Genomic DNA, 14,561 nt, shown 5'->3' with positions numbered 1-14,561 from the left:
CCTACGAATGCGTTCAGCGCCTCGTTAGCTCCGCGGAACCACCGTCACCCACCAGTCGAAACGCCGCTGCACGCGCACCGGCAGCACCTCTTCCAGCTGCGCCAGGGCCTGGTCGGTGTCCGCCAGCGGGAAGCTGCCCATGACGCGCAGCCGTGCCACGGCGGGGTCGACGCCCAGGTGGCCGCTCCGGTAGCCGCCGAGTTCTGCGATGAATTCTTCCAGCGGCATGTCCTCGGCGAGCAGCAGGCCGCGGCTCCAGGCTTCGCGACGGGCTTCGGCGCGTGTTACGGCACCGGCCTCGCGGGCATCGAAGACGACGCCCTGGCCCGCCTGCAGGGTGAGGCTGGCTCCGCTGTCCTGCAGCGTGGTGCGGACCGCGCCCTGGTAAACATTGAGCTGCGTGCGCGGGCCGATTTCGCGCACGCTGAAGCGGGTGCCCAGCGGCTGCAGCAGGCCGGCACGGGTGCGTACCTGGAAGGGGCGGTTGTCGCCGAGGCCGGTCTCGATCAGCACTTCACCGGCGTACAGCACCAGCTCGCGGCGGCTGTCGTCGAAGTGGATGTCCAGCGCGCTGTCGCTATTGAGCCAGACCTGCGTGCCGTCGCTCAGCCGCTCGCTGCGGCGCTCGCCCACCGCCGTGCGGTACTGGGCGCGCCAGGCGTGCAGGCTGTCGATGGGATTTGCTCGCCAACCGAGCCAGCCGAACAGGCCGGCGCCGGCCAGCACGCTGAACTGGCTGAGCAGGCGGCGGCGCGTCTGCTTGCCGGTGCGCAGGGTGGCCAGCGTCCGGTGCGCGGCGGGACCCTGCTCCTGCAGGCCGGCGAAGCGCTGGCCGATGCGTTCGATGTAGCTCCAGGCCAGGCGCTGCGATTCGCCCTGGTCCAGCCAGTGTCGCCATTGCGCGCGCAGTTCGGCGTCGTTGGGGGCTTCCTGCAGGCGGGCGAACCAGTCGGCGGCGCTTTCCAGCGTGGCGTGGTCGAGGCCGGGGCGCGCGCTCATTGCAGCACTCCGTCCAGCTCCGCCTCGAGCAGGGCGCACTGGAACATGGCCTGGGCGATGTACTTGGTCACCGTGCGCACCGAGACGCCGAGCTCCTCGGCGATCTCCCGGTAGCCCATGCCGTGCAGCTGCGACAGGCTGAAGGCGGCGGCCACCTTGGGCGGCAGGCGCTCCAGCAGGTCCTGCAGCTGGCCGAGGGTTTCCAGGATGATCGCCTGATGCTCCTGCGACGGCCAATGGCTTTCCGGCACCAGCGCCAGGGCTTCGAGCCAGGCCTTCTCCAGCTGCTTGCGGCGCCAGAAGTCGACGCACAGGTGCAGCGAGATGCGGCTCAGATAGGCGCGGGCGTGCACGTCGCTCTCGAACTCCCGTGGCTGCGCCAGCAGGCGCACGAAGACGTCCTGGGCCAGCTCGGCGGCGTCGCTGGCGTTGCCCAGGCGTCGATTGATCCACTGCTGGATCCAGCCATGGTTCTCGCGGTAGAGGCTGGCCACTTGGGCTCGATGGGCGCAGGCGATGGGTCGTGTCATGGGAGGCCGGACGATTGGTGTTGTGCAAATGCGAATTATTATCAAAATAACCGAATGCCCGGCCTCAGGGCAATAACGCTTTGCAGGGAGTGTTCCAGTGATCTCCTGCATCGCCGCGCCGTTGTAAGCGCGCGATCGGGGGCATGGTCCGCTCTTACAGGTTGGCTGCGGCGTTTCTGGCTATGTAGGAGCGGACCTTGTCCCCGAAATCCAGAGCGGCGGAATCCGATCCCACCGGCAAGCGCTGACAGGTAGCGCCCATCTGTAGGAGCGTGCCATGCGCGCGATCGCGGGCATGGCCCGCTCCTACAGGTTGGCTGCGGCGTTTCTGGCTATGTAGGAGCGGACCTTGCCCACGAAATCCAGAGCGGCGGAATCCAATGCCACCGACAAATGCCGACAGGCCAAGTCCATCTATAGGTACAGGCTGGGTGATCAGCCCTTCAGCGCCCGCCGATGCTCGATGGGCGCCATGCCGAACCAGCGGTGGTGCGCGCGGCAGAATGAGGTGGTACGGCGGTAGCCCAGCTCCTGAGCGATCCGCGCGATGGGCAGGTCGGACTGGCCGAGCAGCTGTTCGGCGCGGCGGCGGCGGATCTGGTCGACGTGCTCTTCGAAGTCGATACCGTCGTTGGCCAGTCGACGCTGCAGGGTTCGCGGGTGCAGGTCGAGCAGTTGTGCCACCTGTTCCAGGTTGCAGCGCTGCCGGGGCAGCAGGGCGTGGATGTGGCGCTCGACCTCGAAGCCGAGTTTCTCGTCCGCGCCCGAATGCGCTTCCAGGTAGAACTTCACGATGGAGTGCAGCGTGGCGTCGTGGCGTACGCAGGGGCGTTGCAGGTCGCGCTGGGAGATCGCCAGGGCGTTGTACTCCTGGCCGAACAGCACCGGGCAACCGAAGTAGCGCCGGTACACCGCCAGCTCGGCTTGCGGCTGGTGGCGCAGCAGCACGGTGGTGGGCTGGAAGGGCGTGCCGAGTAGTTCGGTCATCATCAGCTGGCCGTGCAGCAGGGACTTCTCGACGATCTGCGGAATCTCTTCGATGCACGGCAGGGCGTTGTCGAAGCAGAGCAGGGTGCAGTCGTTGCGGCGCTCGAGGTGGAAGAGGATCGAGGGGCTGTAGAGGCGCATGTAGCGCACCACCGCAGCCAGCCCTTCGCCGGCAGTGGGCGCGGTCTGCGCCAGGTGTTGCAGGGGGCCGAGCAGGGTGGATTTCTGCCGGCTCGCCAGTTCCAGGCCGAATTCCGGCATGGCCAGTGAACGGGCGCTGCCTTCGAAGATCTGCACCAGGCTGCGGTAGGAGAACTTCTTCTCGTAGTCGCCGACGACGTTCAGGTCGATGCGATGCGGCGCGAGGTGAGCGCGCAGCGAGGCGCCGCGCTCGGCGAGCAGTTCGCCGAACTGGAGGAAAGCGGTGCCGCGAACGGTATCCATGTGAGGGGGCTTCCAGGACTGCGAGGAAAGCGCCGGGCCGGCGGCGCGAGCCGCCGTCCTGGCTGTTGCGGCCCGGTCAGGGCGTGACGATGTTGAACCAGAAGTCGAAGTTGTCCATGTAGCTCATGAGCTCTTCGAGCTTGGCCTGGTCGCCGTTGACCTTGATGTCGCCCGAGGCCTCGGCATCCTTCAGCGTCGCCTGCTTGAGCATCAGTTTGTTGAGAGTGTCGCGGGTCAGGGTGATGGTGGCGTCGGCATCCTTGGCCTGCAGACCTTCGGTGTGGTTGAGCACGCCGTTTTCCATCTGCAGCAGGTACTTCTGCTTGAGGTCGGTGAAGTCGAAGTTCAGGGTGATCTTCTTGTCCTCGACTTCCGGGCCCTTCAGGCGCATGGCCAGGTAGTCGAAGAACAGGTCGAGGTCCATCGCCTTGACGGTGTCGGGGCTGGCGGTGTCCGGCGTCGGCAGCTTCTGCACGCCGTTGCGCAGCTCCTGCGCACCGGTCAGGTAGAAGTTGCGCCACGGGCCGCTCTCGGCCTGGTAGCCCATCTGCTCGAGGGCATCGGCCTGCAGGTTCTTCGCCGCCTGGTTGTTCGGGTCGGCGAAGACCACGTGGTTGACCACCTCGGCTACCCAGCGGTAGTCGCCCTTGTCGTAGTACTCCTTGGCCTTCTTCAGCACCGCGTCGGCGCCGCCCATCATGTCGACGTAGCGCTTGCCTTCTTCATCCGGCGGCAGCTCGTGCAGGGTCGCCGGGTTGCCGTTGAACCAGCCCAGGTAGAGCACGTAGGTCGCTTTCACGTTGTGGTTCAGCGAGCCGTAGTAGCCACGGTTGGAGAACTTGGTGGCGATCGCCTTGGGCAGTTTCACCTGCTCGGCGATCTCGGTCATGGTCAGGCCCTTGTTCGCCAGACGCAGGGTTTCGTCGTTGATGTAGCGGTACATGTCGCGCTGCAGGCCGATGTGCTCGTTGACTTCCTTGTTGCCCCAGACCGGCCAGTGGTGCATGGCGTACATCACCTGGACGTCGTCGCCCCACATCTTCAGCGCCTGGTTGAGGTACTTCGACCAGGGCAGCGGCTCGCGGATCTTCGCGCCGCGCAGCGAGTAGGTGTTGTGCAGGGTGTGGGTGGAGTCTTCGGCGGTGTTCAGCGCCTTCATTTCCTTGATGTAGTACATCATCTCGGCCGGGGCCTCGCTGCCCGGCGCGTAGAGGAACTCGTAGTGCAGGCCGTCGATGACGTGCTTCTCGCCGGTTTGCGAGATGATGTCGGTCGGCGGGATCAGCGTCACGGTGCCGGCGGAGGTGGTGGTGCCCAGGCCCGCGCCGAGCTGGCCGGTGTCAGTCGGCGGCAGCAGGTTGCCATACATGTAGCTGGCGCGACGGCTCATGGCGGTGCCGGCCATCACGTTCTCGGCCACGGCGTGTTCGAGGAAGCCCTTGGGTGCGTAGATCTTCACCTTGCCGGCCTTGACGTCTTCCTCTTTCACCACGCCCTTCACGCCGCCGTAGTGGTCGACGTGGCTGTGGGTGTAGATCACCGCCACCACCGGTTTCTTCGGCCGGTGCTGGTAGTACAGCTCCAGCGCCGCGCGGGCGGTTTCCTCGGAGATCAGCGGGTCGAAGATGGTGATGCCGGTCTTGCCCTCGACGATGGTCATGTTCGACAGGTCGTAGTTGCGCACCTGGTAGAGGCCCTTGGTGACCTCGAACAGACCGGAGATGTTGATCAGCTGCGATTGCCGCCACAGGCTCGGGTTGGTCGAGGCCGGCGCGGCCTGGCCTTCCTTGATGAAGTTGTACTTGGCCGGGTCCCAGATCAGGTTGCCTTTCTCGCCCTTGATCGGCTCGGACGGCAGCGGCGCGATGAAGCCCTTGTGCGCCAGCTCGAACGAGGTCTTGTCGTCGAACGGTAGCTCCTTGAGCAGGGCGTCGTTGGCGGTTTTGGTCGCCTCGGAGGCGGGCTTGGGCGCTTCGGCGGCCCAGGCCTGGGTGGTCATGGAGATGGCGGCGGCCAGGGCGAACGAGGCACTGAATTTCCAGAGACCGTGGCCTGGCAGTTGGCCAAACGGCTTCGGGGATCGGGCAATCGCTTTCATTTCAAGCTCCTTCTTGCGGAATGCGCTGTACCTGCGGGGCAACTGCCAGCGTTGAATTTCGGTGACTTCCTCACTGCATCGGGTGGTGCGTCGGGGCCTTGTGGGCATGGCCCGCCGGTTGGCGGGCCATGCAGGGGGTTACTTGTGTTTCAGCTGCTCATAGGACTTGAGCATGTCCCGCGCCCAGCCATCGAGCACGGCCTTGGCGTCGTTGGCGCTCATGACCTGGGAGGAGTTCTCCAGCTCGGTGCCGGCGCCCTTGCGGACGACCTGGGCGACCACCTTGCCGTCGCTGCCGTCGAGGAAGGCCGCTTCGGTGGCGATGCTGGTGTCCTGGTCGCGGATGCCGGTGGCGGTGCTGACGCCGGCGGCGATCAGGGCGATCGGGATCACCTCGTAGGGTTGCAGGCCCTTGGTCTCGGCGCTGACGGCGGTGATCGCGGGGCGCACGATCAGCACGCCCGGGCCGGGGCCGGTGGCCAGCGGCAGGGCCTTGGAGAATTGCGTCTGCAGCGCCTGGTCGTAGTACTTGGTGATGCCGTCCAGGGTGCTCTGCGGGATCTTCTCGCTGGGCTGCGGTTTCGGGTAGAGCTGGCTCGGCTCGACGTAGACGCTGGTGAACTGGCTGACGTCGATGCCGGGTTTGATCCAGCGCATCACCGGTGCGCCGGAGGGCGATTTCTCTTCCTTGAGGACGCTGTAGTCCTTGAGGAAGCCTGAGTAGTTCTCCGGCTCCACGTACTTGCTGGCGCAGCCGGAGAGGGTAAGGGTGGCCACGCACAGCGGCAGGGCCAGGAATTTCAGGTTCATTGCAGTGCTCCTTAGGGATGTTTCTTGTGGAAGGTGTCGTATCGCAGTGTCAGGGCCGCGCTCTTGTCGTCGCGTAGGCCGTCAGAATCGCCAGGTCGCACCGCCGCCGATGATGTGCAGGGCGGCGTTGTTGTAAGTGCCGGAAAGGGTCTCGCCGGAGCGTGACTTGGTCTGCTCGACGTCCATGTCGCCGAGCCAGACGAGGGTGTAGGCCAGGTGCAGGTCGAGGCCTTCCTCGACCTGGTAGTTGATCCCGGTCGCCAGGCGCCAGGTCTCGGCCATGGGGTTGTCCACGGTGCGGTCCTTGTCGTCCACCGCCGAGCTGTCGTAGCCCAGGCCGAGGCTCCAGCGCCATTGCGGGGTGGCCTGGTACTGGGTGCCGATGGAGGCGTGCCAGGTGTCCTTGTACTGGCGGTCGACGGTGCGATCGACGCCGCCGGCATTGGCGTCGACGTCCACGCCGATCTCGCCGAACTCGCTCCAGTCCTGCCAGCCCAGGCTGCCCAGTAGCTTCCACTGCGGGTCCAGCTGGTGGGCGATGCTCAGGGTCGCCGTCTGCGGGATGTTCACGTCCAGCTCCAGTGAACTGACGTCCAGGCGGTTGAGCGCGGCGTTGATGATCGGGTTGCTGATCTTGCTCACGTCGGGGCTGTCTTCGAACTCCAGCTTCACTTTGCTGGTGTAGGCGAAGCCGATCTGCGTGCGCTCGCTCAGGTCATAGAGCAGGCCCAGGTTGACCCCGACGCCGACGTCGGTGTCCTTGTATTCCAGCTGGCCGTCGGGGTTGTCGCGCAGGCCCAGCAGGTTGTTGTTGATGGCCATCTCGGTGCGGTAGTAGCCGTAGACGATGCGCGGACCGATGCCGACGGTGAGGTCGTCGGTGAACTTGTGCGCGATGGTCGGCTGGAAGGACACGCCGATGATCGCCGTTTCCTGGCTGAAGTAGCGGCCGGCCCAGTCGTCGTCGTAGTTCAGCGCCAGGCCGAAGTTGCCGTACATGCCGAAGCCGATGGCCGAGCGCTCGTCGATCTGCTGGCTGACGAAGAAGCTCGCGCCGGGCAGCCATTCCAGCGCGTTGCCGCCTTCGTTGCCATCGAACTGGTTGTTGTCGTCACGGGAGAAACGCAGGTCGCCGAGGATGACCTGGGCGTTGGCGCTGATCTGCGTGCCCTTGAGCTTTGCGATACCCGCGGGGTTGCTCATCAGCACGCTGGGGTCGCTGGCCAGGGCGGCGGAACCGGCGTTGGCCAGGCCCATGCCTTCCTGCCCGGCTTCGTAGATCATGATGCCGCCGGCGGAGGCGGGGCCGGAGAACAGGATACAAAGCGATGTGGCAATGCTGGCGCTGATGGCCTTTGCGGCGCCTGTGCTGTCTCTGGTCATCGAGCATCCCCTGCTGTTCCCTGACTGGCTTTCGCGTCGCGCTGGCGACGTGAAAGGCATTCGCTCCGAATGCGCTCTGGAGACGTTCAGCCTGCTACCCATAGGACATAGGGAAGCCGGTTGTGTGAAAGAGCCTAGATAGCGATACGGGATATGCAACTCGGGTTTTGCTTCAAGACGCGATAGATGTGCAGGAGGCGACACAAACAGCGGCCTGAAGAGTATCCAATCCGTCTGACCTGCCGACTTGCCGTCGCCTGACGATTGCGCCCCCGCAAAGTGGCGTCGGCCCGGGCGGGTGGCGGCTGTCGCGAAATGAGTGATGCCCCGCAGCGAGGCGCTGGCTTGCGCTGGGCGTGGCGCCTCGGTCAGCATGCCGGCCGCCATTCTTCGAAAAGACCTGTCGCCCATGCGCCGCCTGCCTTCGCTCACCGCCCTGCGCACCTTCGAATCCGCCGCCCGTCACGCGCACTTTGGCCGCGCCGCTGCCGAGCTGTGCGTCACCGACAGCGCAGTCAGCCACCAGATTCGCCAGCTCGAAGAACAGCTGGGGGCGACGCTGTTCGAGCGCCAGGGCCGCCAGGTGCAGCCCACTCCCCAGGCGCGGCGCCTGCTGCGCAGCCTGCAGCAGGCCTTCGAGCTGATCGGTACGGCGTGCGATGAATTGCGCGATCCGGGCTCCCAGGCACAGCTGCATATCGCCGTGACGGTGGAGCTGGCGCAGAAGTGGCTGGTGGGTCGGCTGGCGGATTTTGCCGAGCGCTATCCGGAGATCGTCCTTCACCTGCATGAGCAGCCGCTGGAGGCGCCGGGGCCGGCCGCCGAGATCGACCTGGCGATCACCTACGGCACCGGCCCGGCGGACGCCAGCACCTACTTCGTGCGGCCGTTGCCGACCCTGCAGTTCTTCCCGGTGTGCAGCCCTGGCCTGTTCAACCAGTCGCCGATCAAGCACCCGCGTGACCTGGCGCGCCACTGCCTGCTGCACGACGACCAGGACGGCAAGTCCTGGACCGCCTGGCTGATCACCCACGCCAGCGACATCCGCCCGAGCCGCCACGTCTACCTCGGCCACGCCGGGCTGACCATGGAAGCGGCGGTGCGCGGGCAGGGCGTGGCCATCGGCGACAACCTCACCAGCGCCGAGGACCTGGCCAGCGGCCGGCTGGTGCGCCCGTTCGCTGCTCAGATCACTTCCCTGGGGCAGTACGCGCTGGTCTGCGAACGCCTGCGCCTGGAGAAGCCGGCGGTAGCGGATTTCATCGAATGGATGACCGACCAGCTCAATGACATGTGATGTCGGGCTAACTCCTGCGGGGCAGGTAAACCCGGAGTTCCCCTGTAGGAGCGCCCCATGGGCGCGATCGCGGGCATGGCCCGCTCCTACAGGGTGCTCATCATTCAGCTGCCGAAATGATGAATCCAATTCAGCTATTCCGCGAAATTCATCAATGGTTCTCTCCGCGGCGAGCCGGCAACCTTGAGGCATCCCAGCCCCTGATTCCGGAGAACCACCGATGTCCCGCACCCACTCGACAATGCCCAGGGCCGACGGCTTCCGCCTGCCCGGCGAATTCGAACCCAAGGCCCGCTGCTGGCTCGGCTGGCCCGAGCGCACGGACGTATGGCGCAACGGCGGCAAGCCGGCGCAGAAGATCTGGGTCGAGGTGGTCAGCGCCATCGCCAGCAGCGAGCCGGTGACCGTCTGCGCCTCTGCCGCGCAGTACGCCAACGCCCGGCGCATGCTCCCCGAGAACGTGCGCGTGGTGGAGATGACTTGCAACGACACCTGGTTCCGCGACAGCGGCCCGGCCTTCCTGGTCAATGACGCTACCGGCGAGATGCGCGGTGTGGACTTCCAGTTCAACGCCTACGGCGGCCTCGACGGCGGCCTTTATTACCCCTGGGACAAGGACGACCAGATCGCGCAGAAAATCCTCGAGATCGAAGGCTTCGACCGCTATCGCGCGTCGATCATCGCCGAGATGGGCAGTATCCGCAGTGACGGTCAGGGCACCCTGCTGACCACCGAACAATGCCTGCTCAACCGCAACCGCAATGCCCACCTGGGCAAGGAAGAGGTCACCCGCCGGCTCTGCGACTACCTGGGTGCCGAACACGTGATCTGGCTGCCGCGCGGCTGCAAGTTCGACGAAACCGACGGTCACGTCGACGATCTGGCCTGCTTCGTGCGGCCTGGCGTGGTGGTGATGCAGTGGACGGACGACCGCAGCGACCCGCAGTGGGAAATCTACCAGGAGGCCTACGACGTGCTGCGCAGCGCCCGCGACGCCCGTGGCAATGCGCTGGAGGTGCATAAGCTGCCGCAGCCTCAGGTGCTGGAGTGGACCGCCGCAGAAGCCGAGGGCCTGGACCAGGTCGACGGCAGCTTCGACCGCCAGGAGGGCACGAAGATCTGCGCCTCCTACATCAACTTCTACACTGGCAACTCGGCCATCGTGATGCCGTTCTTCAACGACCCCAACGACCGCATCGCCCAGGGCGTGCTGGCCGAGCTGTTCCCGGACAAGCGCGTGATCGGCATCGACAACTCGCGGGAAATCCTCCTGGGCGGCGGCAACATCGGCTGCATCACCATGCCTCAGTACGCGGCGCCCGCGCGCCACACCTGAGGTCCCCACACGGCCCGCCTTGCGCGGGCCGCGTTGCTCCTGTCAGCTCGAATCAGCCCAAGCGCAACGGATCGCCCCCGGCCACCGTGCGGTCCATCAGGCGGATGCTGTCGCGGCCGCCGCGCTTGGATTCGTAGAGCGCAGCGTCGCCTTGCTCGATCAGCGCGGCGAGGCTGGCCGGTGGTTGGTCGAACAGGTTGGCGCCAATGCTCAGGGTCACGGCCTGGGGCGTGGCGAAGTTCTGCGTGGCGGTGGTCTGGAACTGCTCGCGCAGCTTGCCGGCCAGCTCCATCACCTGTTCGCCGCTGACATTGCTCAGCAGGATGACGAACTCGTCACCGCCCAGGCGCGCCGCCACTGCACGCTCAGGCAGTGCGGCGCGGATCATCTCGCTGAGCGCCACCAGCAGGCGGTCGCCGGCGGTGTGCCCGTGCAGGTCATTGACCTGCTTGAAGTTGTCGATGTCGATCAGCAGCAGCGCGCCGGGGCGCTCCGGGGAGATGTCCTCGAACACGCGGGGCGCTCGGACCTCCAGGGCTCGGCGGTTGTACAGCGCAGTCAGCGGGTCCCGCGCGGCAAGCCGGGCGATGCGTTTCTCGCGGCGATAGCGCTCGGTGCCGGTCATCGACAGGGCGATCAGCATGATCGCCATCGCACCTTCGACCAGGGAAATCTGGATGATTTCGCCGCGGAAGGCGGCCAGGTCGATCAGCGTGCCGGGGATGATCACCGTCGCACCCTTGGCCAGGTAGAAGGCGCCATGTACCAGCATCACGTAGCGCAGCTGCACCGCGCCCACGCTCAGGGACTTGCCGTGGGGCCGCAGCAGGTAGCTGGCGCGCAGGGAGAGCAGGGCGACCAGCCAGGAATTGGCCAGCAGCATGAGCTTGGACCATAGCGGGCCGCCGTCGGGCAGCGCCAGCAGTGCTATCCAGGTGAGCGGGACGAGCAGCCAGCCCCGCGACAAGCGCGCCTCGGTGAACTTCGCCACTCCGCTGAGAAAGAACCAGTGCGCCAGCACCAGCAGGCCATTGGCGAACCAGATGCCCACCAGCAGGTAGCCGCTCATACGCAGCAGGGCGAGGGTGGAGCCGATGGTGATGGTGGCGAAGCCAGCGCTCCAGTAGAGCAGCGAGCGTTCGCGCACGCTGCGCCATTCGATGGCCAGATACAGCGCTGCGGCCGCCGCGAGGGCGACCGAGATAGTCAACATGGTGGGTGGATCGAGCGCCATTTTCGAAACCGTACTGCACTGTCGGCAAAAACCGTGATTGTAAGCGCCCTTGGCGGTTTTTCGGTATGCCAAGCGGGCGCTTCCGGTCGGGTTTGCACCGCTCCTGTCACGTCTGGGAAGCCCTTCTTCCGCTTTCGTCGCATTGCGGAAGCGGCCAGTGGCCATCAGACTGTTCGGGTTCGTGAGTGTTCGCTGTGGGGCTGGGAGGCCCGAAGCCATGGAAAAGCCACCGCGCCGGCGCTGGAGTCCGTTCTGGATGCTGATCGTCGCCGCCAGCTACCTGATTGCCATCCTGTTCACCGTTGCCCTGGCAGGGCTGGGCTGGATTCTGTTTTCCGGTGGTCTCGACGTGACCGTGGTGAAGGAGCGCCGCTACCTGCTGCTGGGCAGCGGCGGCCTGATGCTGGCGGTGTCGGCCTATATCCTGCTGATGTCGATCCCGACCAGCTTCATCTCGACGGTGCGCCGCGACCGCTCCTGACCTCAGTCAGCCTCGCGGCGCAGGTGAAAGCGGCAGGTCTCGCCGCCCCGGTGCATGCACTCCAGGTGCTCGACCGGATGCCCGCCGAGGGTACCGATCAGCGCCAGGTCCAGTTCGCAGACTTCCGGATGCTGCTCGGCCAGGTGATGAAACACGCAATTGTGCGCGACGATCTCGGCCTCGCCGGAGCTGCGGAAGAACACCTGCGCCTCGTAGCCGTTGTCGCTCAGGTGCTCGGCGATGCGCTCCTCGTTCACTGGCTCGGCTTCCAGCTCCTCGGCCAGGCGCGCGCCGAGTTTGCGCATCATGTCCTGTAGCGCCTGCGCGCCGATCAGCTGGGCAATCTCACCAATCAGCAGGTCGCCGAGCAACTGGTAGTGCCGGGGGAAGAGTTCCCGCCCGCGCGGGCTCAGCAGGTACAGCTGCTCGGGGCGGCGCCCGGTGGGTCGGGTGGGGCCGCGCAGGACCAGCGCGTCGCGTTCCAGCGCGGCCAGGTGCTGGCGCACGGCGGTGCGCGTCACCGCCAGTTGTTCGGCCAGTTCGTCGATGCTCATGCCGCCCGCCTGGTAGAGCAGGGCGGCGAGCAGGTCCTGCTGGGTACGGCCCATTCCCTGAAGCATGCAATTACCCCGCGGCGTGGAATTTGTCCGGGAACTGCTTGACCAGTGCGGCGCTCAGCGCGTCGGCGAGCATCTGGATGTGCTGGCGCATGCCCTGCCAGGTCTTCGCTTCGCCGACGTAGTCGTGCGCGGCCAACTGGTCGATCTGCGCGATGTGCTGGGCGCCGTGGGTGCTGAGCATGGCGACCAGGTCTTTCTCCGGCAGGTTCGGGTTGGCCGAGGCGAGGAATCTGGCGATGGCGCCGGCATTGCTGGTCAGCTCGCTGACGGCGGCCTTGCGCCCGCCATCGTCCTTGGCGACGGTGGCGTCGCTGTAGTGTTTCACCGCGCCCCAGTGCCCGGCCAGCAGCTTGAGCAACTGGTCGGCGGCCGGCTGGCCGTAGAGCGGAGCGATGGCGTTGGCGATGTTGGTGGCGTTGGCCACTACCTGGTCGGCGGCGACCTTGGCCTGGGCCTTGTCGCCGGCCTGGTTGGCCTGCACGTAATCGCGAATCCAGAAGATGTGCTCCTGCCACAGGTCGCGCAGGGCAAGACGGTTGTTCAGTGCCGCCGGGGACGAGGCGGCACTGCTTTCGTGGGACATCGGGGTCGAGTAGCTGGCGGCGCTGATACCCGTGGCAAGCGTGCAGAGCGTGGCGAACACAACGAAAAGCGATGAGACGGTTTTCATGGCGATAGCCTCGGTAGGGACTTCAAAATCAATTAAGACATATAAAGATGCCTTAATTGATTTATCCGACCGGAGGCGTTGGAAGCTGGTGCTGTCGGCGGGCCACCCGAGCTTCCAGCGGGTTCCGTGTATCTAGATTGTCCCTTCAGAGCCCGATATCGCTGCGCCGGTTGCTGGAGCCTTCGATGGGGTCTTCGTCCAGGCTGAAGCCGCGGACACCGATCTCCTTCTCCAGCGCCAGCAGGTACTGGCGCAGGGCGTGGCGGGTGGATTCCTCGCGCAGGCTGTGGTGCACGTGGTTGGCGACCTGGGCGTAAGGCAGCGGCTTGCGCTCCTGGCGCTCGTCGATGCTCACCAGGTGCCAGCCGTAGCGCGACGCCAGCGGCCGGTCGTGCAGGCCCACCGGCAGGCGCTGGATGGCCTGGTCCAGTTCGGCGACGGTCTGCCCGGAGGTCAGCCAGCCCAGCTCGCCGCCTTCGTCCTTCGACGGGCAGGCGGAATGCCGCTGGGCCAGGTCGGTGAAGCGCTCCGGGTGCGTGCCCAGTTCCTTCAGCAGCTTCTCCCCCAGCCGGTAGTGCGCGTCGCGGGCCTTGGCGTCTTCCGGTGCGGCGGGCAGCAGGATGTGCCGCACGCGCAGGCGGGTTGGCTCGGAGAAGCGCTCGCGGTGGGTGTCGAAGTAGCGGCGGCAGCTGGTTTCGTCCGGCTCCGGGACGTTCAATTCGCGCTCCAGCAGGGTCGCTACAGCCTGGTCATCATCGGCGATGCTCGCCGTCAGGCCGAGCATGGCGGCGCGCTGCGACAGCAGCTCACGCACGACCAGAGCGCGCACGGCGCGGAGCTGCGCATCGGCCAGCGAGGAGCCCGGGTGGAAAGGCGTCTCCTTGGCGATGTCGGCCTCGGTGAGCTCGGTGTCGCCGACGCGGATCACCGGGATCGGTGCATCGGGGAGGTTCTCGACGGCAATCATGTCCATTGGCTTTGTTCCTTAGCCGCGACGGCGGACGATCTGGTAGTTACGGCCGAAGTAGCCCAGCGGAATGCTCCACACGTGCACCAGGCGGGTGAAGGGGAACAGCAGGATGATGGTCAGGCCGATGAAGATGTGCAGCTTGAAGATCAGCGGCGCTTCCATCACGAAGTCGGCGGCGCCGCCGCGGAAGAACACGATGGCCTGCGCCCAGTTGGCCAGCGCCAGCATCATGCCGCCGTCCAGGTGGTCCATGGATTCGAAGATGGTGGTCAGGCCCAGGCAGGCCTGCAGCAGGAGCAGGGCGATGATCAGGTTGTCCATCACGCTGGAGGAGGCGCGCACGCGCGGGTTGGTCAGCCGCCGCCAGAGCAGCATGGCGCCGCCGATCACGCAGAGCACCCCGGCGATGCCGCCGAAGATGATCGCCATCAGCTGCTTGTGCCCGGCCGAGAGGAACGGCGCGTAGACCCAGTGCGGCGTCAGCAGGCCGACCAGGTGGCCGCCGAAGATCGCCAGGATGCCGATGTGGAAGAGGTTGCTCGCCAGGCGCATGTGCTTCGACGAGAGCATCTGGCTGGAGCCGGTCTTCCAGGTGTACTGGCCGTAGTCGTAGCGCATCAGGCTGCCGATCAGGAACACGGTGCCGGCGAGGTAGGGGTAGATGCCGTAGATGAATTGGAGCAGGTATTGCTCGAACATGAT

At 66.0% G+C, this 14,561-nt stretch carries 14 protein-coding genes; 3 read left to right on the top strand and 11 right to left on the bottom strand.

Annotation, left to right across the window (positions count from 1 at the left end):
- Positions 1–24 precede the first annotated feature (24 nt).
- The 6 genes from ABKS89_RS18180 to ABKS89_RS18155 all read right to left on the bottom strand — a co-directional run bounded on the left by ABKS89_RS18180 (position 25) and on the right by ABKS89_RS18155 (position 7,251).
- Entirely contained in the window at positions 25–999 is a 975-nt protein-coding gene (locus ABKS89_RS18180) for a FecR domain-containing protein (RefSeq protein WP_348586444.1), read from the bottom strand.
- A complete protein-coding gene (locus tag ABKS89_RS18175; RefSeq protein WP_081518335.1) occupies positions 996–1,529 on the bottom strand; it encodes a sigma-70 family RNA polymerase sigma factor in 534 nt (177 codons plus the stop codon). The genes ABKS89_RS18180 and ABKS89_RS18175 overlap by 4 nt, the downstream gene beginning before the upstream one ends.
- Before the next feature lie 435 nt (positions 1,530–1,964).
- A complete protein-coding gene (locus ABKS89_RS18170; RefSeq protein ID WP_348586442.1) occupies positions 1,965–2,960 on the bottom strand; it encodes an AraC family transcriptional regulator in 996 nt (331 codons plus the stop codon).
- A 76-nt stretch (positions 2,961–3,036) separates the two neighbouring features.
- Positions 3,037–5,058, bottom strand: a complete 2,022-nt coding sequence (locus ABKS89_RS18165) for an alkyl/aryl-sulfatase (protein WP_348586440.1) — start codon at positions 5,056–5,058, stop codon at positions 3,037–3,039.
- Positions 5,059–5,196: 138 nt separating this feature from the next.
- Entirely contained in the window at positions 5,197–5,868 is a 672-nt protein-coding gene (locus ABKS89_RS18160; protein ID WP_138214507.1) for a DUF3313 domain-containing protein, read from the bottom strand.
- A gap of 81 nt (positions 5,869–5,949) precedes the next feature.
- A complete protein-coding gene (locus tag ABKS89_RS18155) occupies positions 5,950–7,251 on the bottom strand; it encodes an OmpP1/FadL family transporter (RefSeq protein WP_348586438.1) in 1,302 nt (433 codons plus the stop codon).
- A 409-nt stretch (positions 7,252–7,660) separates the two neighbouring features.
- On the opposite strand from ABKS89_RS18155, the gene ABKS89_RS18150 reads away from it, so the two are divergent.
- Together ABKS89_RS18150 and aguA are read left to right on the top strand one after the other, a co-directional pair.
- On the top strand, positions 7,661–8,548 hold the full coding sequence (locus ABKS89_RS18150; protein ID WP_348586437.1) for a LysR substrate-binding domain-containing protein: 888 nt from the start codon (positions 7,661–7,663) through the stop codon (positions 8,546–8,548).
- A 220-nt stretch (positions 8,549–8,768) separates the two neighbouring features.
- Positions 8,769–9,884, top strand: a complete 1,116-nt coding sequence (gene aguA / locus ABKS89_RS18145) for an agmatine deiminase (protein WP_348586435.1) — start codon at positions 8,769–8,771, stop codon at positions 9,882–9,884.
- A 52-nt stretch (positions 9,885–9,936) separates the two neighbouring features.
- Here the strand turns inward: aguA and ABKS89_RS18140 are convergent, their stop codons facing one another.
- Positions 9,937–11,118 carry a GGDEF domain-containing protein gene (locus tag ABKS89_RS18140; protein WP_348586433.1) on the bottom strand — a complete coding sequence of 394 codons (1,182 nt, stop codon included), beginning with the start codon at positions 11,116–11,118 and terminating at the stop codon, positions 9,937–9,939.
- Between the two features lie 217 nt (positions 11,119–11,335).
- On the opposite strand from ABKS89_RS18140, the gene ABKS89_RS18135 reads away from it, so the two are divergent.
- Entirely contained in the window at positions 11,336–11,599 is a 264-nt protein-coding gene (locus ABKS89_RS18135; RefSeq protein WP_348586431.1) for a hypothetical protein, read from the top strand.
- A gap of 2 nt (positions 11,600–11,601) precedes the next feature.
- Here ABKS89_RS18135 and ABKS89_RS18130 read toward each other — a convergent pair whose 3' ends face one another.
- The 4 genes from ABKS89_RS18130 to narI all read right to left on the bottom strand — a co-directional run bounded on the left by ABKS89_RS18130 (position 11,602) and on the right by narI (position 14,558).
- Positions 11,602–12,219 (bottom strand): helix-turn-helix transcriptional regulator, encoded by a 618-nt coding sequence (locus ABKS89_RS18130; RefSeq protein WP_348586429.1) that lies wholly within the window; start codon positions 12,217–12,219, stop codon positions 11,602–11,604.
- A 4-nt stretch (positions 12,220–12,223) separates the two neighbouring features.
- A complete protein-coding gene (locus ABKS89_RS18125) occupies positions 12,224–12,889 on the bottom strand; it encodes a hypothetical protein (RefSeq protein ID WP_518300949.1) in 666 nt (221 codons plus the stop codon).
- Positions 12,890–13,034: 145 nt separating this feature from the next.
- Positions 13,035–13,862, bottom strand: a complete 828-nt coding sequence (locus tag ABKS89_RS18120; RefSeq protein WP_348586428.1) for a peptidylprolyl isomerase — start codon at positions 13,860–13,862, stop codon at positions 13,035–13,037.
- A gap of 12 nt (positions 13,863–13,874) precedes the next feature.
- Positions 13,875–14,558: a respiratory nitrate reductase subunit gamma gene (narI, locus tag ABKS89_RS18115; protein ID WP_081518326.1), complete on the bottom strand. Its 684-nt coding sequence runs from the start codon at positions 14,556–14,558 to the stop codon at positions 13,875–13,877.
- Between the last annotated feature and the right edge of the window lie 3 nt (positions 14,559–14,561).

The sequence above is a fragment of the Pseudomonas sp. LABIM340 genome (assembly GCF_040017195.2).
GTDB lineage: Bacteria > Pseudomonadota > Gammaproteobacteria > Pseudomonadales > Pseudomonadaceae > Pseudomonas.
Note: the sequence above shows the minus strand (reverse complement) of the source record. Positions and strands in the feature narration are given on the sequence as shown.